This is a genomic window from Halomonas sp. SS10-MC5, assembly GCF_015992245.1.
Lineage (GTDB): Bacteria > Pseudomonadota > Gammaproteobacteria > Pseudomonadales > Halomonadaceae > Halomonas > Halomonas sulfidoxydans.
Map to the genome: position 1 here is coordinate 1,793,404 of NZ_CP065435.1, position 21,524 is coordinate 1,814,927.

Here is a 21,524-nt window from a genome sequence, read left to right on the forward strand (position 1 = left end):
AAGGACGCTTACATGCAGTTCCCTACCATCGAGGATATCGTTGGGCATACGCCGTTGATTCGCCTCAAGCACATCACGGCAGGGCGCAACAACACGCTGCTGGCCAAGCTCGAGGGCAACAATCCCGCCGGCTCGGTGAAGGATCGTCCGGCACTGTCGATGCTGGAGCAGGCCGAGGCCCGGGGCGACATCTCGCCAGGCGATACCCTGATCGAAGCCACGTCGGGCAACACCGGGATCGCGCTGGCCATGGCTGCGACGATCAAGGGCTACCGCATGATCCTGATCATGCCGGAGAGCGCCTCGAGCGAGCGCAAGCAGGCCATGGCGGCCTATGGCGCCAAGCTGATCACGGTCAGCAAGGAGGGCGGCATGGAGGAGGCGCGCGACCTGGCCGAGACGATGATCGCGCGCGGCGAGGGCAAGCCGCTCAATCAGTTCGCCAACCCCGACAACCCGCTGGCGCACTACCGCGGTACCGGCCCCGAGCTGTGGGAGCAGACCGGCGGCACGATCACCCACTTCGTCAGTTCCATGGGCACCACGGGAACGATCATGGGCGTATCGGCGTACCTCAAGGAGCGCAACCCCGACATCCAGATCATAGGCCTGCAGCCGGAGGACGGCGCCAGCATTGCCGGCATCCGGCGCTGGCCCAAGGCGTACCTGCCCAGCATCTTCGATGCCAGCCGGGTCGACCGCGTGCTCGACATCGGCCAGCACGAGGCCGAAGAGCACATGCGACGCCTGGCCCGGGAGGAGGGCATCCTGGCCGGTGTCTCGTCCGGGGGAGCCCTGGCGGGCGCACTGCGCGTTGCCGAGGGCGTCGAGAACGCGGTGATCGTCTTCATCGTCTGCGACCGCGGCGATCGCTATCTCTCGACCGGGCTGTTCGCTCCGGAGGCTTGAGGTGGCAATGCTTGGCAAGCGACGGCCGGCGCGACAGCGAACCGGCGTCTCGGGGCTGCAACGACGTGGGGGCGACGCACCGGCTGCCGCGACAGCGGCGGCAGAGGCGACGGTGGTCATCGAACGGCTCGCCCACGATGGCCGGGGCGTGGCGCATGCGGCCAGCGGCAAGACCCTGTTCGTCGAAGGGGCGCTGCCCGGTGAGCGCGTCGAGGTGGCGGTACACCGCACGCGCAAGCGCTACGACGAGGCCCATGTCCGCGAGCTGCTCGAGCCGGCGGCCGAGCGGGCCGAGCCTCCCTGCCTCCACTATGGCCAGTGCGGCGGCTGCGACCTGCAGCATCTCGCCGTCGAAGCCCAGCGCGAGCACAAGCGGACGGTACTCGTCGAACTGCTCCAGCGAGAGGGCCTCGAACTGGCCGAGCCGCCCGAATTGCTGGCGGGAGAGGCGCTCGGCTACCGCCGACGAGCCCGCCTGGGCGTCAAGGTGGATGCCCAGGGGCGCGTGCATCTCGGTTTTCGCGCACGTCACGCCAGCCGGCTGATCGACATCGAGACCTGTCAGGTGCTGCAACCCGACCTGTCGGCGCTGCTCGAACCGCTGCGCGAGCTGTTGGCAGGGCTCGAAGCGCCACGCCTGGTCGGGCACCTCGAGCTGGTGGCATCCGCCACGCATCGCGTGGTGGTGGTGCGCCAACTGCGCGACAACCGCGCAGACCGGCATCGCTGGCAGGCGTTCGGCCAAGCCCATGGCGTCGTCGTGGCTCGCCTGCTGGGGCGCGAGGCGCCGAGCCTGGAGTGGTTGGGCGAGGCGCCGGCGCTCGACTACCGCTTGCCCGGGGGCGACGCGGAACTCGAGCTCGGCTTTGCGCCGGGTGATTTCATCCAGGTCAACGACCAGATCAATCGGGCGCTGGTGGCGACGGCGCGGCAGTGGCTGGCGCCGGTGGCCGGCCAGCGCGTGCTGGACCTGTTTGCCGGCATCGGCAATTTCGGCCTGCCGCTGGCGCTCGATGGCGCCGTGGTCACGGCGGCGGAGGGCAGCCCTGCCATGGTCGCCAGGCTTCAGCACAATGCGAGGCGCAACGGGCTCGACATCGAGGCCCAGCAGCTCGACCTCAACGACCAGGTGGCCGTGGCCCAGCTCCTGGCACGGCTCGCGCCCGAGGCGGTGGTGCTGGATCCGCCCCGCGACGGGGCCGATGCGGTGTGTCGCGCATTGATCGAACGCCCCGTGGCGCGGCTGGTCTACATTGCCTGTGACCCTGCCACGCTGGCGCGCGATGCGGCACGACTCGTGCATGGCGGTTATCGTCTCACTCGGGTGGCGGTGGCCGACATGTTCGTGCACACCTCGCACCTGGAGTCCCTGTTGCTGCTCGAATACGGTGCAACGCGGCCGTCATCGCAAGGAGCCTAGAGATGGTGAAAGTTCGCGACGATCAGCCACTGACGGACAATGGTGACGTCGATATCGGTCACTGGCTGGAGCGCCTTCAGGAAGACGTCAAGCTGCGCGACCCGGGGGAAATGCGCGAGGCGTGTGAACTCGCCAGGCGCCTTACCCGGGAGGCCGACCGCCCCCACAAGGCCTGGCTGCCCCAGGACACGACCTACCGCATGGGCCTCGAGATGGCGGACATCCTGGCCCTGCTCAAGCTCGATCAGCCGGCACTCGAAGCCGCCGTGCTCTATCGCGCCGTGCGCGAAGGGCTGATCTCTGCCGATGCCGTGGCGCGCCAGTTCGGCAAGGAAGTGGCGCACCTGATCGAGGGCGTGCTGCAGATGGCGGCCATCAGCAACGCCCAGGTGCCCAGCCAAGGCCTGGTCCAGCACGACCAGCAGGACAACCTGCGCAAGATGCTGGTCACGATGATCGACGACGTGCGCGTGGCGCTGATCAAGATCGCCGAGCGCACCTGTGCGCTGCGCCAGGTCAAGGACGCCCCGCGCGAGAAGCGCCTGCAGGTGGCCCGCGAGGTGTTCGACATCTATGCCCCGCTGGCCCATCGGCTGGGCATCGGTCAGGTCAAGTGGGAGCTCGAGGACCTCTCCTTCCGCTACCTGCACGAGGACGACTACAAGGCGATCGCCCGTCAGCTGGCCGAGAAGCGCCTCGACCGCGACCGCTACATCCACGACGTGGTCGAAACCCTCAAGGGCATGCTCGAGGCCCAGGGCATCAACCGGTACGAGGTCAACGGTCGCGCCAAGCACATCTACTCGATCTGGCGCAAGATGAAGCGCAAGCGCATCGACTTCTCCCAGGTCAACGACGTGCGCGCGGTGCGCATCCTGGTGCCGGAGGTGGCCGACTGCTACACCGTGCTGGGGTTGGTGCACTCGCGCTGGCACCACGTGCCCAACGAGTTCGACGATTACATCGCCAACCCCAAGAAGAACGGCTACCAGTCGTTGCACACCGCCGTGCTGGGGCCCGAGAACAAGGTGCTGGAGATCCAGATCCGCACCTTCACCATGCACGACGAGGCCGAGCTCGGCGTCTGCGCCCACTGGCGCTACAAGGGGCACGACACCGGCGGCAAGAGTACCAGCTACGAGGAGAAGATCGCCTGGCTGCGCCAGGTCCTCGAGTGGCAGGACGAGGTCGGCGACTTCAGCGACCTGCGCGAAGGGCTCTCCAGCGACGTGGCGCCGGACCGCATCTACGTGTTCACGCCGGACGGCCACGTCATCGACCTGCCGCGCATCGCCACGCCCATCGATTTCGCCTACCGGGTGCATACCGAGGTCGGCCACCGTTGCCGCGGGGCCAAGGTCGATGGCCGCATCGTGCCGCTCACCTACAAGCTAAGGACCGGCCAACAGGTCGAGATCCTCACCGCCAGCAAGGGCGGTCCCAGCCGCGACTGGCTCAACCCCAGCCTCGGCTACGTGCGCACTTCGCGCGCGCGGGCCAAGATCCAGTCGTGGTTCAAGCACCAGGCCCGCGAGCAGAACCTGGAGGAAGGCAAGGCGCTGTTCGATCGCGAGATGAAGCGTCTCGACGTGGAGGACATGGACCTCGCCACCCTGGCGCAGAAAGTCAACTACCAGACCCCCGAGGACATGTACGCTGCGCTGGGGGCGGGGGACCTTCGCATCGGCCAGGTACTGCACCAGGCCCAGCAGCTGTTCGGCGAGACCGACGACCAGGAGCAGCTCGATCGCCTGCTGGCCAAGCCGCGGCGCGACTCGGGCAAGGGGGCCGCCAGCGACATCACCGTGCTCGGCGTGGGCAATCTCAAGACCAGCATGGCCAACTGCTGCCATCCGGTGCCCGGCGAGCCGATCGTCGGCTTCATCACCCAGGGCCGCGGCGTCACCGTGCATCGTCAGGACTGCCCCAACATCCTGCAGCTGCGCCTGGACGAGCCGCAGCGGGTCATCGAGGTGGAGTGGGGGCAGCGTGCCCGTACCCAATACCCGGTCGACATCGAGATACAGGCCTGGGACCGTTCCGGCCTGTTGCGCGACGTCACCGGCATTCTCGGCAACGAGAAGGTCAACGTGCTGTCGGTGAACACCCTGACCGATACCCGCGACGGCATCGCCCGCATGCGCATCACCGTGGAAGTCGATGGCTTGGAGACGCTGGGCAGATTGTTCTCGCGCATCCAGCAGCTGTCCAACGTGATCGAGGTCCAGCGCCTGCGCACGGGCGCCAAGGGAGCCAAGCACAAGGGGAGCGGCCCATGAGCGAGCGGCGTCACGACATCGACGAGCTGCTGACCCTGATGGCCGTGCTGCGCGACCCCGGGCAGGGCTGTCCGTGGGATCTCGAGCAGGACTGGGACAGCATCGTGCCGCACACCCTCGAGGAGGCCTACGAGGTGGCCGATGCCATCGAGCGTCGTGCCTGGGAGGAGCTGCCCGGCGAACTCGGCGACCTGCTGTTCCAGGTGGTCTACTACAGCCAGTTCGCCCGGGAAGAGGGGCGCTTCGACTTCCACGACGTGGTGCACACCCTGACCGACAAGATGGTGCGTCGCCATCCCCACGTCTTTCCCGATGGTACCCTGGCGTCGCGTCGCCCGCCCGGCGTGAGTGCCGAGCAGGTCGAGACGCAGTTGGTCAACAGCCGCTGGGAGTCGCTCAAGGCAGATGAACGTGCCGCCCGCGGCGAGGAGGAGACGCCGGCCTCGGTGCTCGACGACGTGCCGCGCCTGCTGCCGGCGCTGTCGCGTGCCGCCAAGCTCTCCAAGCGCGCGGCCCGGGTGGGCTTCGACTGGCCCGACGCCGCCGGCGTGATCGCCAAGATCCGCGAGGAGCTCGACGAGGTCGAGCAGGCCCTGGCCGAGGGCGACCACCGCCATGCGGCACGCGAAGTGGGCGACCTGCTGTTCGCCGTGACCAACCTGGCGCGTACCCTCAAGGCCGACCCCGAGCAGTGCCTGCGCGAGACCAACGCCAAGTTCGAGCGGCGCTTCCGCCACGTCGAATCGGCCTTGGCCGAGCGCGGCGTGACCACCCGCGACGTCGACCTGGCCACCATGGAGGCGCATTGGCAAGAGGCCAAGCAGCTCGAGCGCACAGCTTCCGCACCCTCAGCGGGACATTTCGAATCGACTTCAGGAGGAGATCGACCATGAGTGGCGATCTGCACGAATCCCTACGCGACAACGTACGCATCCTCGGCGACAGCCTGGGCCGCACCATCGCCGATGACCTGGGCAAGGGCTTCGTCGACCGCATCGAGACCATCCGCGGCCTGGCCAAGAGCGGCCGACAGGGGGACGTGCAGAGCAGTCGCGAGCTGATCGAGTACCTGCGCAAGCTGCCCGACCGCGACCTGCTGCCGGTCACCCGTGCGTTCAACCAGTTCCTCAACCTGGCCAACATCGCCGAGCAGCACTACCGGGCGCGCTTTCGTCGCGTGGAGGATTACAAGCCCGGTTCGCAGCCGGTGCTGTCGGAACTGCTCGAGCGGGCTCGCCATGCCGGCCATGCGCCGCGCAAGCTGGTGGAGAGCCTGGCCACCATGCGCGTGGAGCTGGTGCTGACCGCCCACCCCACCGAGGTCATCCGGCGAACCCTGATCCAGAAGTACGATGCCATCGATGAGTGCCTCACCGTGATCGAATCCTCGCTGGACTATCCCGAGCGGGCCAGCCGCGCCCGTGGGCGCCTCGAGGAGCTGATCAGTCAGGCCTGGCACACCGACGAGATCCGTCACGAACGGCCGACGCCGGTGGACGAGGCCAAGTGGGGCTTCGCGGTGATCGAGAACTCGCTGTGGCAGGCGGTGCCGGCGTTCCACCGCGATCTCGACAGCCTGCTGCTTGAATCCGCCGGCGAGCGCCTGCCGCTGGATGCCGCACCGATCGTCTTCGCCTCGTGGATGGGCGGCGACCGCGACGGCAATCCCAACGTCACCTCGCGGGTCACCCGTGAGGTGCTGCTGCTGGGGCGCTGGATGGCGGCGGACCTCTACCTGCGCGACCTGGAACAGCTCAAGGCCGAGCTTTCCATGTGGAAGTGCAACAGCGCGCTGCGCGCCGAGGTGGGCAACGTCGCCGAGCCCTACCGCGAGCTGCTCAAGCGACTGCTGCAGCGGGTCGAGGCGACCCGCGACTGGGCCAAGGCCCAGCTCGACGGGCGCAGCTACGAGGGTGGTCCGATCATCGAGAACAGCGACCAGCTCTACGCGCCGCTGCTTACCTGCTACCGTTCGCTGTGCGATGTGGGCCTCGACACCATCGCCAACGGCGCCCTGCTCGACACCCTGCGTCGAGTGGCGGTATTCGGCGTGACCCTGACCAAGCTCGACATCCGCCAGGAGGCGAGCCGCCACGCCCTGGTCATGGAGGAACTGACCCAGACCCTGGGGCTCGGTCACTACCGCGACTGGAGCGAGGAGCAGCGCCAGGCCTTCCTGCTGGCCGAGCTGGAATCGCGCCGGCCGCTGATCCCGAGGCGCTGGGAGTGCTCGGCCGAGACCCGCGAGGTTCTCGATACTTTCCTGGTCATCGCCAACGAGCAGTCCGAGGCGCTCGGCACCTACATCATCTCCATGGCCGGCCAGCCCTCCGATGTGCTCACGGTGGCACTGCTGATGAAGGAGGTCGGGGGTGTCGTGTCGCTGCCCATCGCCCCGCTGTTCGAGACTCTCGACGACCTCAACCGCGCCGGCGACGTGATCGACCGCCTGCTGGCGCTGCCGGGCTATCGGGCACTGGCCGGCGAGCGCCAGGAGGTGATGATCGGCTACTCCGATTCGGCCAAGGACGCCGGCCAGCTGGCGGCGGCCTGGGCCCAGTACCGCGCGCAGGAGCGGCTGGTGGAGGTGTGCCGTCACCACGGCGTCGACCTGACCCTGTTCCATGGCCGCGGCGGTGCGGTGGGGCGCGGCGGTGGTCCGGCCTATGCGGCCATCCTGTCCCAGCCGCCGGGCTCGGTGAACGGCAGCCTGCGCGTCACCGAGCAGGGCGAGATGATCCGCTTCAAGTTCGGCCAGCCCGACATCGCCCTGCGTTCCATGGAGATCTACGCCTGTGCGGTGCTGGAGGCGAGCCTGCTGCCGCCGCCGGCGCCCGAGCCGCACTGGCGTGAGGAGATGGACCGGCTGGCCGGGATCGCCCACCGCGCCTATGTCGGCGTGGTACGCGAGGATCCCGACTTCGTGCCCTATTTCCGCGCGGTGACGCCGGAGGGCGTGCTGGGGCATCTGCCGCTGGGCTCGCGCCCGACCAAGCGTCGCCAGGATGGCGGGGTGGAGACCCTGCGTGCAATTCCGTGGATCTTCGCCTGGACCCAGATTCGCCTGATGCTGCCGGCCTGGCTGGGCAGCGGCGAAGCGTTCTCGGCGCGGATCGAGGAGGAGGGCGGCCTCGAGGTGCTACGCGAGATGCGCGATCGCTGGCCCTTCTTCGGCACCTACCTGGACATGCTGGAGATGCTGCTGGCCAAGGCTGACGTGGGCATCGCCTCCTACTACGAACAGCGCCTGGTCGACGAGCCGGCGCTCAAGGAGCTGGGCGCCCAGCTGCGCCAGCGCTTCACCCGGCTGCAGTCGGTGGTGCTGGAAATTCTCGACCAGCCGCAGCTGCTGGAACAGACCCCTCTGATCCGCCAGGCGATCGAGGTACGCAACCCCTACATCGACCCGCTGCATGGCCTCCAGGCGGAGCTTTTGCAACGTAACCGCGACGCCGACGGCGCCATCAGCGGCGAACTCTCGCGCGCGTTGATGGTGACCATGGCGGGGATTGCCGCGGGGTTGCGCAACACGGGCTAACGAGTGTCTGCGCTCGCGCCTTGGTCCTGTCGTTACGCCCAGACATGAATCGCCCCGGCTTGGCCGGGGCGATTCATGTGCAGTAGGTTCAGCCGTGTCTTACTGGGGCTGCTTGACGGTACGCAGGTAGGGCTTGATGGTGGTGAAGCCTTCCGGGTACTTCTTCTTGGCCTCCTCGTCGCTGACCGCTGGGGGGATGATCACATCGTCCCCGGGTCGCCAGTTCACCGGCGTAGCCACGGTGTGCTTGGCGTTGAGCTGGATCGAATCGAGCAGGCGCATCACCTCGTTGAAGTCGCGGCCCGAGGTCATCGGGTAGACCAGCATCGCCTTGACCTTCTTGTCCGGCCCGATGATGAACACCGAACGCACCGTGGCGTTGTCGGCCGGCGTGCGGCCCTCGGCGCTGCCGCTCTCCTCGGCGGGCAGCATGTCATAGAGCTTGGCGACTTCGAGCTTGTCGTCGCCGATCATCGGGTAGTTGGGCGCGGTGCCCTGGGTTTCCTCGATGTCCTTGGCCCAGGCGGCGTGGTTGTCGACCGGATCCACCGACAGGCCGATGATCTTGGTGTTGCGCTTGTCGAACTCGGGCTTGAGCCTGGCCATGTAGCCCAGCTCGGTAGTGCACACCGGGGTGAAGTCCTTGGGGTGCGAGAAGAGAATGCACCAGCTGTCACCGATCCATTCGTGAAAGTTCAGCGTACCCTGGGTGGTTTGCGCCGTGAAATCGGGCGCGGTATCGCCGATTCTGAGACTCATCTTCGTGACTCCAGGAACAGGTTCAGGGATGGTGGCCACGGCAGTGCGCGACCAGCCAGTTCACTATAGGCCATGATGCGTAAGAACACCCGGCTATGACAATAGGGGTAGGGCCAACCTAAACGATCTATGGTTCGGCACGCCGAAGCAGGGCCGGCCACCTAGAAAGCGTAGTGGAGCGAGGCCGTGATCAGGTTCAGGTGGGCCATGCTGGGCGCGTCGATCTCCTCGAACTCCAGCCGGCTCACCAGCCGGTTGTGCTGAAGTCGGGCGCCGAAGCCCTGGATGCGGGCGGTGCCGTTCGCCGCTGCGTAAAGCGGCTCGCCCTGGGTCACCGGGTCGCCCTCCCACTCGGCGAAACCCGACTTGGCGTAGAGCCCGAACCGGCCCATGCGTACCCCTGCGACCAGGCTGCCGCCCAGGGTGGTCGTGTTGACCAGCATGGCCTGGTCGGCGTAGCGGGTCGGGACCTCATCGCTTTCGCGATAGGTGAACTCGGCACCGAGGTCGAGGTGTGGCAGGTCTGCGGGCGAGAACCCCGCCGTCACGCGAAAGCCCGAAGTGTGGCCATCGAGCGTCTCGAGGTCGCCCCCCTCCAGCACGACCCCGTTGTCGAGGTACATCAGGTCGCTGGTTCTGCTGGCGTAGGAGGGTCGATTCAGCGGTGAGAAGGTCAGGGATGCCAGCAGGTCGCGAGAGGCCTCGGCGTAGGCGGCTTGCTCGCTGTACGGGGGGGCGCGCTCACCCTGAGGCAAGCCTGCATCTGCCATGGCCACGAGGGGCAACAGCGTGAGGCCGGCGGCCACGGTGATGGCACCTCTGAAACACGTGCTCATGTTTCTGACCCATTTCCCTGTGCGATACGCGTCGCTTTCCGGAACCGGCGAAGCGAAACACGCGCCTAGCTTGGGCGTACGAAGCTAATTCCAAGAGCTTAGCAGCACGATAGCGCGATCGCCAGACGACTTCTCAACGCTGGCTCGGGGCGACGAGCAGGGAGTCGTCGAGTTCGCTCAGGCAGGGGGCGGCGATATCGTGACGACGGGCGGCGGCCAGCAGGGGCCCGAGAATGGCCTCGCGCTCCGTGGGCCTTCCGGCCAGCACGTCCTGCAACATGGAGGCGCGGTTGCCGGCGGTTGCCGCCACCACCCGCCACACCAGCGCGTCCCAGCCTCCTGCGGGGGGCGAAATGCCCTCTGCCGCCATGATCCTGGCCACTTCGTCGATGACCCGCTCCACCATGGGGCGGAAGGGGCGATCGCGCAGCTGGCCGTTGCGGATACGAAAGCGCGCCACCAGCGGGTTGATGGCCGCGTTCACCGCCAGCTTGTGCCACAGTCGCGTTTCGATGTCCTCCACAGCATCGGCGGCCAGCCCCGCCTGGCCGAGCAGGGTAGCCAGCTCAAGGCAGCGCCGGGAGTGGCGATTGGCGAGGTCGCCGACATAGGTCACGCCACGGCCGGCATGCACCACGCCGTCGTCACCGGCCAGCCAGGCCCCCTCGGTGGTGGAGGCGCACAGCACCGGCCCCGGATGGCGGCGGTCGAGGTCGGGCTGTACCCGATAGCCGTTCTGCCACAGCACCAGCGTCGGCGCGCCGGCCAGCCGCGCCATGACAGCAGCGTAGGCGGCTTCGGCATCGTAGGCCTTGGTGGTCAGGTGTACGAAGGCCGGCGTCGCGGATGGCAGTCGCCCGACCTCGAACGTCGCAACGCGGCGGGACCGGCGGCTGCCGTCCGGTGTGGTCAGCGTCTGGATCGCGGGCAGCATCCGCCGCCCGGCGAGCGCCACCGGTGCGACCTCGGCCAGGGACAGCGCCAGCAGGCGGCCCAGGGCGCCGGGGCCCACGATCAGGTGGGTCTGGTCGTTCATGTGAAGCCTTGTGAGACGAACACCGGCAGCCAGCATACCGCGGCGGGTTGCCAGAGCAAGCGGCATCATGCCTTCGCGCGTGGCTTGCGGCGTGTCCGGGCCGAGGCGCTGCGCCCACGTCGGCTCTTGCCGGCCGCTGTGCGCCGTTTCGCCACGTCGGTGGCTTCGCCCTGTGCCGTGGCCATGGCCTGGCGCAGCCGGCCCGCATCGGCGCTGCCCAGCAGGCTGCGCAGGTCATCGACCAGTGCGGCGAGGAACGGTGCGGGGTCGTCGTCGCGTTCGGCGATGGCCGTCAGGCGCTGCTCCCACAAGGCGGTGCGCTCCGGGCGTGAAGCGGCCTCGGGCAGCGAGGCGATCAGGCCGCTGCCGAGGCGGGTGGCGCGCAGGGTCTTGTGTCGGCGCACCAGGTAGCCGCGCTCGATCAAGGTCTCGATGATCCCGGCACGGGTGGCCTCGGTGCCCAGTCCGTCGTGCTCACGCAGGGTGCGCTTGACCGCGGGGTCGTCCACGTAGCGGGCGATGTTCATCATCGCCTTGATCAGGCTGGCGTCGGTGAACGGCTCGGGCGGTCGGGTCTCGCGCTCCTCGACCTCGCAGGCCTGGACCCGGCAGGGCTCTCCCTCGCGCATGGCCGGCAGCGGCGGCGCCTCCTCGCGGGTGGTGAACAGCGGCTTCCAGCCGGGCTGGAGCAGCTCCTGGCCGCTGGCGCGGAAGCACTCGTCGAGGATGCTGAACTCCGCCTTGACCTCGCGCGCGATCAAGGGTGGGTAGAACTGGGCCAGCACGTTGCGTGCAATCAGGCGGAACACGTCGGCCTCGGCGCGCTCCAGCCGCTCGAGTGCGGCCGGCTTGCCGGTGGGGGCGAGGGCATGGTGAGCGCCCACTTTCTTGTCGTCCCAGGCCTTGGAGCGCAGGGCGAAGTCGGCGCCGGCGAGCCAGCCGCGAAGGGTCTCATCCTGGCCGCAGGCGCTACTCAGGGTCGCGTGCGCCTGGGCCAGGTGCTCCTGGGGCAGGTAGCGACAGTCCGAGCGAGGGTAGGTGATCAGCTTGTGGCGCTCGTAGAGCCGCTGGCAGATGTCCAGCACCGCCTGGGCGGAGAGTCCGAAGCGGCGCGCGGCGTCCACCTGCAGCGCCGAGAGCGAATAGGGCAGCGGGGCCGACTGGCGCTTCTGGCGTGTCTCGAGCGAGGTGAGCCGTCCCTCGGCGCCGGGCAGGCGCGCGGCCAGGGCCTCGGCCGGTGCGCGCTCGAGCAGCCGCCCCTGGTCGTCGAGTCGGTGGCTTTCGCCGGGCTGCCACCAGGCGCGCAGCGGGCCGTTGGCGACCGCCAGGTCGACCCACAAGACGTAAAAGGGGTAGGCGACGAAGCCTCGAATCTCGGCGTCACGGCGGACCACCAGCCCGAGCACCGGGGTCTGTACCCGGCCCACCGAGAGCACGCCCTCGTGGCCGGCCTGTCTCCCGGTCAAGGTCCAGGCACGAGTGAGGTTGATGCCGTACAACCAGTCGGCGCGGGCGCGCGACTCGGCGGCCCGGTAGAGCGGCTGGTAGCGGGCGTTGTCTTCCAGTCGCGCCAGGGCGCGCTGCACCGCCGGCCGGTTGAGGTCGCTGACCAGCAGGCGTGCCACCGGCCCCTTCCAGCCAAGGTGTTCGATCACTTCCTGAACCAGCAGTTGCCCTTCGCGATCCGGATCGCCGGCATGCACCACTTCGCGGGCCTGCTTGAGCAGCTTGCGGATGACGGCGAGCTGCCCCCTGGCCTTGGGCCGCGGGGTTAGCTGCCAGCGGCTTGGCAGGATTGGCAGATGGTCCAGTCGCCACTGCTTGAAGGCGGGGTCGTAGGCATCGGGCGGGGCCTGCTCCAGCAGGTGTCCGAGGCACCAGGTCACCACGCTGTCGCCGGCGTGAAGGGCACCGTCCTCGCGGCGTACGCCACCCGGCAGGGCGTCGGCGATGGCCCGGGCCAGGCTGGGTTTTTCGGCGATGATCAGGCGCATGTCACCCTTCCGTGCAGTCGTGTTGGTGGATATTCTTACAGTAATCGACCATCGAGGCCAGGGGGTTAGGGCGCCGCGTGCGGTATCATCCCCGTCGCGAAGGCCACCGTCAGGCAGAGGAGTGCCATCATGCGGGAACGGGGTAGGACACGGCGACTGTTCGGACTCGGGGCGCGTACCGGCGGCACCCTGCTGCGCAGTCGGCTCGGCGGCGAGGCGGACTGGCGCGCGCTGGGCGAGACCCTGTTCGAGGGGCTTTCCGAACTCAAGGGCCCGGCGATGAAGCTGGCCCAGATCATGGCGCAGTGGGACGACCTGCTGCCGCCGGACCTCGCCGACGAGCTTGGGCGCCTGCAGCGCCAGGCCGAGCCGATGCCGTGGGAAGGCATACAGCGTACCCTGGTCGAGCAGTACGGCGAGCTGGGCGACAACTTCCGCGAGATCGAAACCAGGCCCTTCGCCAGTGCTTCCATGGGACAGGTGCATCGTGCGGTGACCCATGGCGGCGATTCCCTGGTGCTCAAGGTACAGTACCCGGGGCTGGCCGAGGTGCTGGAGGGCGACCTGGCTCAGCTCCAGCGCATCATGCGCCTGGGGCGCTGGTTCAAGGTGCCCCAGGCGCGCCTGGATGCGCTGTTCGAGGAACTGGCTGCCAGCCTGCGCAGCGAACTCGACTATCACGCCGAGGCTTGCGCCCTGGCGCGCTATCGCCAGCGCTATGCGCATCTGGCGGGCCTGGCGATACCCGAGCCGCTTCCCGAGTTCTCCGGCCCGCGCGTACTGGCCATGCGCCATGTGGCCGGTACGCCGCTGCGCGAGCTGGAAGGAGCGGACGACACCCTGCGTCAGCGCATCGCCGCGACGCTGGCCGACTGGCTCACCGAGGAACTGTTCGTCCACGGCGAACTGCACGCCGACCCGCATGCCGGCAACTTCGCCGTCGACGCGGCAGGCCGGCTGGTGATCTACGACCTGGGCGCGGTGATCCCGGTGCCCGAGGCGCACCTCAAGGCGATGATGCAGCTGCTCGACGCCACCCTGGCCGGCGACCCCATGGCCATGGATGAGGCCCTGCGCCGGCTGGGCGGACGCCAGGGGCAGGGGGCGCCGCTGGCGCTGTATCGCGATGCCGCCGAGGCGGTGGCGCCGCTGTTCGCGCCCGGGCCCCAGGACTTTTCGGACGTTCGAGTGCATCGCCGCCTGCGCGATCTCACGCCCCGAGTCTGGGCGGCCATGGACCGCCTGCAGCCGCCGGCCGACGTGCTGCTGCTGTCGCGCACGCTGAACGGGCACTACTGGAATCTGGTGCGCCTGGGGGCCCGCCTCGACATGCACGCCCGCACCCGGCCACTGCTGGCCTGGGCGAGGCGTTGAGCCATGTGCGACCGCTCTTGCGTGCAGCACCGAGCCGCGCTTCCCTGTTACTATATTCGCCTTTTGAACTGGCGGAGAGTGTGATGCTGGCAGTATGGGTGGAACAGCTGCTGGGCTATGCGTCGGGGGCCCTGGCAGCCATCCGTGAGGAGGAGCGCTATCCGGCCCTGATGGCCTGGGCGCGTGAGGAGGGTGCCGAGCTGATGGGCGGCGACCTGGCCATGGCCCAGGCGTTGGCACCGATCCTGTGGAGCCAGACCCCGCTCGAACGCGCCGGCTTTACCTGCGAACCCTTGGCGCGCCCCGGCCGCAACGAACCCTGCTGGTGCGACTCCGGGCGCAAGACCAAGCACTGTTGCGGTGCCGTCGCGATGCCCGCCGAAGTACCCGACCACCTGATGTGGATGCTTTCGCTGCGCGACTGGAAGGGGCCCACGCTCAAGGCGGCGCTCGAGAGCGGCCACGCCCCCGCCCAGGCCCTGCTCGAGGCCGGGCTGATCGCCGCCGAGACGGGCCAGCGCGGGCGTGCCCAGCAGATCCTCGAGTCGTTGTTCCAGCGTGCCGACTGGTCGCGCCTGCCGGCCCAGGCCGAGCCGGCCTTCGAGCTGTTGATCGATCTCTACCAGGAGCGCGGCTTCATCCGCAAGCGTGCCGAACTGCTCGACGAGGTGCTCGAGCGCGGCCCGCTGTTCCTGCGCGGCGTGGCCCTGGAGCGGCTGTGCCTGATGCACCTGGACAACGACGACCTCGACAGCGCCCGTTCCGCCTTCGTGCGCGCCCAGCAGGCGCTGCCCGACTCGCCGACCCTGGCCTATATCGAGGCCATGCTGCTGCTGCACGAGGGGCACGAGGAGGAGGCCGCCGAACGCGCGCGCTTCTGGTTCCGTCGCCTGGCGCGCAAGGGCGAACTGGAGCCTGACCAGCTGCAGTTCCTCGCCGACCTGGCGGAAAACCCCGGCGCTACCCTGGCCGACCAGCTGCTCAACGCCGAGGAGGACCTGGCCGAGCCGCTGGCCTCGCTGCAGGAGCTATTGGCGGAATTGCCCACTGCGCGCGGCCTGGACGTGCGCCGCACGGCCGCAGGGGAGCTGGAGTACCACAGCAGCGCGCGGGAGGACACCCTGTACGCCGCCTGGCAGAAGCATTTCCAGGTCGAGGTGGATGACGAGAGCGCGCTGGGCCTCAAGGGCGATCCCTGGATCCAGGCCGGTGACTGGCTGCGCGAACTCTGCGCGCATCCCGAGTGGCTCGACTCGCCGCGAGTGGTGGAGTCGCTCACCCTGGCCCTGACCAGCCGCTTCGGCAGCCTGCCGTGGATGTCGCCGAGCCTGTTCGAGCCGCTCGCCGATCGCCTGGAGCGCTGGCTCGAGCGGATCCGCGGCGAGGGTGAGGGTCCCTTCCTGTGGGACAGTGCCGACAATGCCGTGCTGCTGCGTACCGGCCTGGCCCTCGTGGTCGGCATGGAGCGAGGGGCTCGGGAGCGCTCCCGTCGCCTGGCCGAGCGGCTGCTGACGCTCGACGACCAGGACAGCCTGGGCCTGCAGGAGCTGGTGCTCGACCAGCTGCTGCGTGAGGGGCGCGACCGTGAGGCGCTGGCCGTGACCGAGACCCGCCGCGATGACACCCCGGTACTGGGGCTGTTGATGGGTCGGGCGCTGGCGCTGTTCCGGCTGGAGCGCCTCGACGAGGCCAACGAGGCGCTGCGCGAGGTGCGCCGCCACAACCCCCATGCGTTGCCCATGCTGTGCGCCGAGCAGACCCGTCCCGTGCCGTCGGGCCCGGACAGCGTCGCCGAGCCCGGCACCCGCGCCGAGGCATGGCAGTACCGGACGCTGATGCGCGATCAGTGGCGCACCACGCCGGGAGCGCTGGCGTGGCTGCAGGAGCAGATCGACGCCTGAGACGCTGCGTCAGGCCGCGCGGGGGGCGGGGGGCGGCACCAGTGCCTTGTCGCGGCTGATCCAGATCGCCAGCGCGATGGCCGGCAGCCCCAGCGCCGTGGAAATGACGAAGAAGGTGGCGTAACCCTCCGCCGCCACGACCATCCCGCCGAAGCCGCTCAGGAACTTGCCCGGCAGTGTCATCAGTGAAGAGAACAGCGCGTACTGGGTCGCGGTGTAGGCGCGCGAGGTCAGGCTCGACAGGAAGGCGATGAACACCGCGCTGGCCAGGCCATTGGCCAGGTTGTCGCCGACGATCGCCATCACCAGCATCGGCAGGCTCTGGCCGGCCAGCGCCAGGCCGGCGAAGAGCAGGTTGGTCAAGGTTGCCGCCGTCGCCCCCAGCACCAGGATCGGGCCGATGCCGTAGCGCGCCACCAGCAGCCCGCCCAGGATGCCGCCGCCGATGCTCATGGCGATGCCGAACACGTTGGTGACGTTGGCGATGGTCTCCAGCGAAAAGCCCATGTCGATGTAGAGCGGATTGGCCATCGAGGCCATCGCCAGGTCGCTGATGCGGAACACCGCCACGAACATCAGCAGCCACAGCGCCTTGAGCCGATGCCGGGAGACGAAATCGGTGAAGGGGCACACCACCGCGCCGATCAGCCAGGCACCCATCCGGCGCAGCAGGCGCGGCTTGCCGCGGCTGAGGCGAATGAAGGCGCGCACTCGGGGTTCGTGAATCAACTGGGTGGTCAGCGACAGCCGCTCGGGTTCGGGGCGCAGCAGCACCGTGATGACCCCCACGCCGACCAGCAGCGCCATGGTCAGGTAGGCGGCCTGCCAGGAGAGCCATGCGGCCACGTAGAGGGCGCCGGCCCCGGCGGCCAGCAGCCCGCCGCGATAGCCGATGATGTAGGTCGAGGCCATGGCCGCCTGCATGTCGTCCGGCGCCGATTCGATGCGAAAGGCATCGATGGCGATGTCCTGGGTGGCCGAGCCGAAGGCCACCAGCAGGGCGAAGCCGGCCACCAGCGCCAGGTTCTGCTGCGGGTCGAGGCTGGCCAGACCCACCAGCCCGCCGGCAATCATCGCCTGGGCCAGCAGCATCCAGCCGCGTCGCTGGCCGAAGGCGCGCGTCAACGCGGGCAGGGCCAGGCGATCCACCACCGGTGCCCAGAAGAACTTGATCGAATAGAGCATGCCGATCCAGGCAAAGAACCCGATGGCGGCTACCTGGACACCGTCGCTGCGCAGCCAGGCCGAAAGGGTCGAGAACACCAGCAGGAACGGCAAGCCGGCCGAGAAGCCCAGGAACAGCATGGTGATCACGGGGGCGCGCAGGTAAATGCTCAGGGCGGCTCCCCAGCTACGCTGAGGGGTGGGGATGGTCATGCGTGGCGACACTCCTCGATGGTAGATGGCCGGTGGGGCGGCCCGCTGCCGGCAACAGTGTTAGAATGGCCCACCGCTCGGCGGAGGCGGGCGGCCCGGCAGGCCCCATTGTTCGGCCGCTCGATTGTTGCAGAGGCCCGGCATCGATGCCAGCAGGATATCCCGGTAGGAGACCTTCATGAGCCACAGCGAACGTCAGCCGATCGAAGACGAGAACGATAGCCTGCCGCGCTGGTATGTCGTTCAGTGCAAGGGAGGGGAGTCCTTCCGTGCCGCGGAGCACCTCGCCAACCAGGACTACGAGCTGTTCCACCCCATTCTGCAGGTCCAGAAGAAGCGTGGCGGCAAGCTGGTATGGCTGGATGAGCCGCTGTTTCCCCATTACCTGTTCATTCGTCTCGACCGCGTCGCCAGCAACTGGCGACCGATCCGCTCGACCCGTGGCGTGCTCAGGATCGTCACCTTCGGCGACCGACCCTTGCCGGTCGCCGAGGAGCTGGTGGCCATGCTGCGTGAGCAGGGAGCCCAGGGCCAGGAGAACGTCGCCAACGTCTATTTTCGCGCCGGCGAGAAGGTCGAGATCACCGAAGGGCCGTTCAAGGATCTGCAGGCGGTCTTTGCCAGTCACAAGGGCGACGAGCGGGCCATCGTGCTGCTCAACCTGCTCAATCGCCAGCAGCAGCTGGAGATGCCCGTGGCGAACCTGCGCCCGCGCTCGTGATCGCCTGGCACCAGCCCCGCCAACGACCAAAGGAGACCGCCATGAACATCGCCCCGCAGCGGGTCGTGACCCTGCACTATGTGCTCCGCGATGAGCGGGGCCATGTACTCGACGACTCGCGGGCCCGTGCCAAGCCCCTCGAGTACCTGCATGGCCACGACAACATCCTGGCCGGCCTCGAGCGCGCCCTGGCGGGCCACGTGGCCGGCGACAGGTTGAGTGTCACGCTGCCTCCCGAAGAGGCCTACGGCGAGCGCAACGACGACCTGGTCCAGCAGGTCGGTCGCGGCGCCTTCCCCCAGGAGGGCCTGGCGCCCGGCATGCGCTTTCAGACCCCCGGGGACGACGGCCCCCAGATCGTCACCGTGCGCGAGGTTGGTGACGATACGGTAGTGATTGACACCAATCACCCCCTGGCCGGGCACACCCTGGGCTATGCGCTGGAAGTGCTCGAGGTGCGCCAGGCGACGCGCGCCGAGCTGGCCAAGGGGCATCCCCTTGCCGCGGGGGTCGAGCCGTCCCAGGTCGAGGATCGCAAGGTTCCCTGACCTCCAGCCCCCGAATCCCCTCGAAAAACTGACCTGCATCAATTCGCTGCGCGGCGTTCCAGGCGGCCGAGGCGAAATTTGATGCAGGTCAGTTTTCCATGAGCGTCAACCGGCTAGAGTGAACCCATCACATCAGGTGACGGGGAGAAACCACCATGTACTGGGATGATGCAGTCGTTTTCGGGCTGGTAACCGTCGCGATGATGGTCGCTTTCATGGCAGGTTGGATCGGCTTCGTGATTCGCGACCACCGTCGCAAGCGCAAGCACTGAGCCAGCCAGCAGAGCAAGTCGTCAGGGGAGGGGGGATTTTCCCCCCAGTAGCCGGCCCAATTGGGCCGGCATTTTTTTATTCGTCTACACTGCTTCAGCGCGCGACCCACCAGTGGTCGGTCCAGGCGCGCATCACCCGTTCGGGATACCAGGTCTGCCCCAGGCTGCCGTTATAGCGGGCCAGCGCCCGGGTGAGGTCGCCGCGCTCCACGGCCAGGTAGTGAGCGAGAATGGTGCAGCCATAGCGCAGGTTGAGCCAGGGGTCCATCAGGTCGTCGGCCGTGCGACCCAGCTCGCGGATCCAGAACGGCATGATCTGCATCAGCCCCACGGCGCCGGCGGAGGAGACGGCCTCCGGCTGGAAGGCGCTCTCGACCTGGATGACCGCCAGCACGATCTCCGGGGCCAGGCCGGCCAGGCGGGCCTCATGGTAGATCCGGGTGAGCATCTCGCCGCGCAGGGGCTGGTCGCTGACAAAGCGAGCGAGCCTGGGTTCCATCTCGCTCATCCACTGGCGCGCCGCCCACACCTGATCCGGCGAGGGTGGCGTGGTGACCAGCGTATCGAGGGTCTGGCGCAGCGAGGGCGGCACGTCGGGCTCCACCCGCACGCGCTGGTGGGGCGAGGATTGCAGCGCAACGGGCAGGGCGTCGAGGAACCCCGTGGCTTGGATGTCGCCATCACCGCCCGGGGCCTGCGCCGCCGCCGGCAGGGTGACGAGCAGGCCGGCCGCGACCAGCAGCGCCGCGGCCAGCCCTCGATTACCCCCCGACCCGCTCGCGCAGGAACTCGACGATCGTCTCGGCAGGCACCATGGTCGCTTCACTGTCACGCCGCCCCTTGTACTCCAGCTCGCCGATATCCAACCCGCGGTCGCCGACCACCAGGCGATGGGGAATGCCGATCAGCTCCTGGTCGGCGAACTTCACGCCGGGGCGCAGGTCGCGGTCATCCAGCAGCACGTCGATGCCGGCGGCGGTCAGCGCCTGGTAGAGCCGCTCGGACTCCTCGCGTACGCGCTGCGACTTGTGCGCGTTCATCGGCACCAGGGCCACCTGGAAGGGGGCGATGGCGTTGGGCCAGATGATCCCGTTCTCGTCGTGGTTCTGCTCGATGGCGGCGGCCACCACGCGGGTGACGCCGATGCCGTAGCAGCCCATCCAGGGGTGGGCCGCCTTGCCGTTGTCGTCGAGCACCGTGGCGTTCATCGCCTCGGAGTACTTCTTGCCCAGTTGGAACACGTGGCCGACCTCGATGCCGCGCTTGATCGAGAGGGTGCCCTTGCCGTCCGGCGAGGGGTCGCCCTCGACCACGTTGCGGATGTCGGCGACCTTGGGCAGCGCCACGTCGCGTTCCCAGTTGATGCCGAAATAGTGCTTGCCGTCGACGTTGGCGCCGGCGCCGAAGTCGCTCATCAGTGCCACGCTGCGGTCGATGATGACCGGCATGTCGAGGTTGACCGGGCCCAGCGAGCCGGGGCCGGCGCCGACTGCCGCGCGGATCTCCTCCTCCGTGGCCATGGTCAGCGGCTCGGCCACCTCGGGCAGGTTCTCGGCCTTGATGGCGTTGAGTTCATGGTCGCCGCGAACCAGCAGGGCGATCAGGCCCCCTTCGGTCGCGCGGACCATCAGCGTCTTGATGGTCTTCTCGATGGGCAGGCCATGCTGTTCCACCAGGGCGGCGATGGTCCTGGCATTGGGTGTGTCGACCAGGCGCAGCGCCTCGCTCGGCGCGGCGCGCTCGGGCGTGGTGCCGAGCGGTGCGGGCAGTGCTTCGGCCTTCTCGATGTTGGCGGCGTAGTCCGATTCGGTGGAGAAGATGATGGCATCCTCGCCGGAGTCGGCCAGCACGTGGAACTCATGGGAATCGGTACCGCCGATGGCGCCGGTGTCGGCCAGCACGGGACGGAAGTCCAGGCCCAGACGGGTGAAGATCCGCACGTAGGCGTCGTACATCGCCTGGTAGGTCTCCTTGAGGGAGGCCTGGTCGATGTGGAAGGAGTAGGCGTCCTTCATGATGAATTCGCGCGAGCGCATCACCCCGAAGCGGGGCCGGATCTCGTCGCGGAACTTGGTCTGGATCTGGTAGAAGTTGGCCGGCAGCTGCTTGTAGCTGGAGAGCTCGCGGCGCATCAGGTCGGTGATCACCTCTTCATGGGTGGGGCCGACGCAGTAGTCGCGCTCGTGGCGGTCCTTCAGGCGCAGCAGCTCGGGTCCGTACTGCTCCCAGCGGCCGGACTCCTGCCACAGCTCGGCAGGCTGCACCGCCGGCATCAGCACTTCCTGGGCGCCGGCGCGATCCATCTCCTCGCGCACGATCCGCTCCACCTTGCGCAGGGTGCGCAGGCCGACCGGTAGCCAAGTGTACAGGCCCGAGGTAAGGCGGCGGATCATGCCGGCACGCAGCATCAGCTGATGGCTGATGACCTCGGCGTCGGCAGGCGTTTCCTTGAGGGTGGCGATCAACAGTTGAGTGGCGCGCATGGGTCCGGCGTTTCCTTCCAGCATGGCTGACATGAGTCGAGGTGCCGCGGCGGGCGGCGTTCGGGGCATTGTACGGC

General features: G+C 68.4%; 17 protein-coding genes. 10 read left to right on the forward strand and 7 right to left on the reverse strand.

All coding sequences use genetic code 11. The features are described 5' to 3' along the window. The first annotated feature begins 12 nt into the window (after window positions 1-12). The 5 genes from cysM to ppc are packed head-to-tail and all read left to right on the forward strand — an operon-like array spanning window position 13 to window position 8,146. A complete protein-coding gene (gene cysM / locus I4484_RS08470) occupies window positions 13-909 on the forward strand; it encodes a cysteine synthase CysM (RefSeq protein ID WP_197450515.1) in 897 nt (298 codons plus the stop codon). A 1-nt stretch (window position 910) separates the two neighbouring features. Next, on the forward strand, window positions 911-2,329 hold the full coding sequence (locus tag I4484_RS08475; protein WP_197450516.1) for a TRAM domain-containing protein: 1,419 nt from the start codon (window positions 911-913) through the stop codon (window positions 2,327-2,329). Window positions 2,330-2,331: 2 nt separating this feature from the next. Continuing rightward, window positions 2,332-4,608, forward strand: a complete 2,277-nt coding sequence (gene relA, locus I4484_RS08480; RefSeq protein WP_197450517.1) for a GTP diphosphokinase — start codon at window positions 2,332-2,334, stop codon at window positions 4,606-4,608. Then, complete coding sequence (gene mazG, locus I4484_RS08485) at window positions 4,605-5,501, forward strand: nucleoside triphosphate pyrophosphohydrolase (protein WP_197450518.1); 897 nt, start codon at window positions 4,605-4,607, stop codon at window positions 5,499-5,501. Before relA ends, mazG begins: the two co-directional genes overlap by 4 nt. After that, window positions 5,498-8,146, forward strand: a complete 2,649-nt coding sequence (ppc, locus tag I4484_RS08490) for a phosphoenolpyruvate carboxylase (protein ID WP_197450519.1) — start codon at window positions 5,498-5,500, stop codon at window positions 8,144-8,146. Before mazG ends, ppc begins: the two co-directional genes overlap by 4 nt. Before the next feature lie 99 nt (window positions 8,147-8,245). Here the strand turns inward: ppc and I4484_RS08495 are convergent, their stop codons facing one another. The 4 genes from I4484_RS08495 to I4484_RS08510 all read right to left on the reverse strand — a co-directional run bounded on the left by I4484_RS08495 (window position 8,246) and on the right by I4484_RS08510 (window position 12,771). Continuing rightward, window positions 8,246-8,905, reverse strand: coding sequence for a peroxiredoxin (locus tag I4484_RS08495; RefSeq protein ID WP_197450520.1), 660 nt, complete (start codon window positions 8,903-8,905; stop codon window positions 8,246-8,248). Between the two features lie 161 nt (window positions 8,906-9,066). Then, on the reverse strand, window positions 9,067-9,741 hold the full coding sequence (locus I4484_RS08500) for a hypothetical protein (protein ID WP_197450521.1): 675 nt from the start codon (window positions 9,739-9,741) through the stop codon (window positions 9,067-9,069). A 133-nt stretch (window positions 9,742-9,874) separates the two neighbouring features. Further along, window positions 9,875-10,777 (reverse strand): ketopantoate reductase family protein, encoded by a 903-nt coding sequence (locus I4484_RS08505; RefSeq protein WP_197450522.1) that lies wholly within the window; start codon window positions 10,775-10,777, stop codon window positions 9,875-9,877. A gap of 65 nt (window positions 10,778-10,842) precedes the next feature. Next, window positions 10,843-12,771 carry a DNA topoisomerase III gene (locus tag I4484_RS08510; RefSeq protein ID WP_197450523.1) on the reverse strand — a complete coding sequence of 643 codons (1,929 nt, stop codon included), beginning with the start codon at window positions 12,769-12,771 and terminating at the stop codon, window positions 10,843-10,845. A 129-nt stretch (window positions 12,772-12,900) separates the two neighbouring features. On the opposite strand from I4484_RS08510, the gene I4484_RS08515 reads away from it, so the two are divergent. After that, on the forward strand, window positions 12,901-14,145 hold the full coding sequence (locus tag I4484_RS08515; RefSeq protein ID WP_197450524.1) for an AarF/ABC1/UbiB kinase family protein: 1,245 nt from the start codon (window positions 12,901-12,903) through the stop codon (window positions 14,143-14,145). Between the two features lie 83 nt (window positions 14,146-14,228). Next, window positions 14,229-16,046 carry an SEC-C domain-containing protein gene (locus tag I4484_RS08520; protein ID WP_197450525.1) on the forward strand — a complete coding sequence of 606 codons (1,818 nt, stop codon included), beginning with the start codon at window positions 14,229-14,231 and terminating at the stop codon, window positions 16,044-16,046. Window positions 16,047-16,055: 9 nt separating this feature from the next. On the opposite strand, the gene I4484_RS08525 is transcribed toward I4484_RS08520, so the two are convergent. Then, window positions 16,056-17,423, reverse strand: a complete 1,368-nt coding sequence (locus I4484_RS08525; protein WP_197450526.1) for an MFS transporter — start codon at window positions 17,421-17,423, stop codon at window positions 16,056-16,058. A 178-nt stretch (window positions 17,424-17,601) separates the two neighbouring features. On the opposite strand from I4484_RS08525, the gene rfaH reads away from it, so the two are divergent. From rfaH to ccoM, 3 genes are all read left to right on the forward strand, one after another. Further along, window positions 17,602-18,144, forward strand: coding sequence for a transcription/translation regulatory transformer protein RfaH (rfaH, locus tag I4484_RS08530; RefSeq protein WP_197450527.1), 543 nt, complete (start codon window positions 17,602-17,604; stop codon window positions 18,142-18,144). A gap of 41 nt (window positions 18,145-18,185) precedes the next feature. Further along, on the forward strand, window positions 18,186-18,692 hold the full coding sequence (locus tag I4484_RS08535; protein WP_197450528.1) for a peptidylprolyl isomerase: 507 nt from the start codon (window positions 18,186-18,188) through the stop codon (window positions 18,690-18,692). Between the two features lie 155 nt (window positions 18,693-18,847). Beyond that, window positions 18,848-18,964, forward strand: coding sequence for a cytochrome c oxidase subunit CcoM (ccoM, locus tag I4484_RS20970; protein WP_276571223.1), 117 nt, complete (start codon window positions 18,848-18,850; stop codon window positions 18,962-18,964). A 94-nt stretch (window positions 18,965-19,058) separates the two neighbouring features. Here ccoM and I4484_RS08540 read toward each other — a convergent pair whose 3' ends face one another. After that, on the reverse strand, window positions 19,059-19,523 hold the full coding sequence (locus tag I4484_RS08540; protein ID WP_234283547.1) for a lytic transglycosylase domain-containing protein: 465 nt from the start codon (window positions 19,521-19,523) through the stop codon (window positions 19,059-19,061). Window positions 19,524-19,725: 202 nt separating this feature from the next. Beyond that, a complete protein-coding gene (locus I4484_RS08545; RefSeq protein ID WP_197450529.1) occupies window positions 19,726-21,447 on the reverse strand; it encodes a proline--tRNA ligase in 1,722 nt (573 codons plus the stop codon). Between the last annotated feature and the right edge of the window lie 77 nt (window positions 21,448-21,524).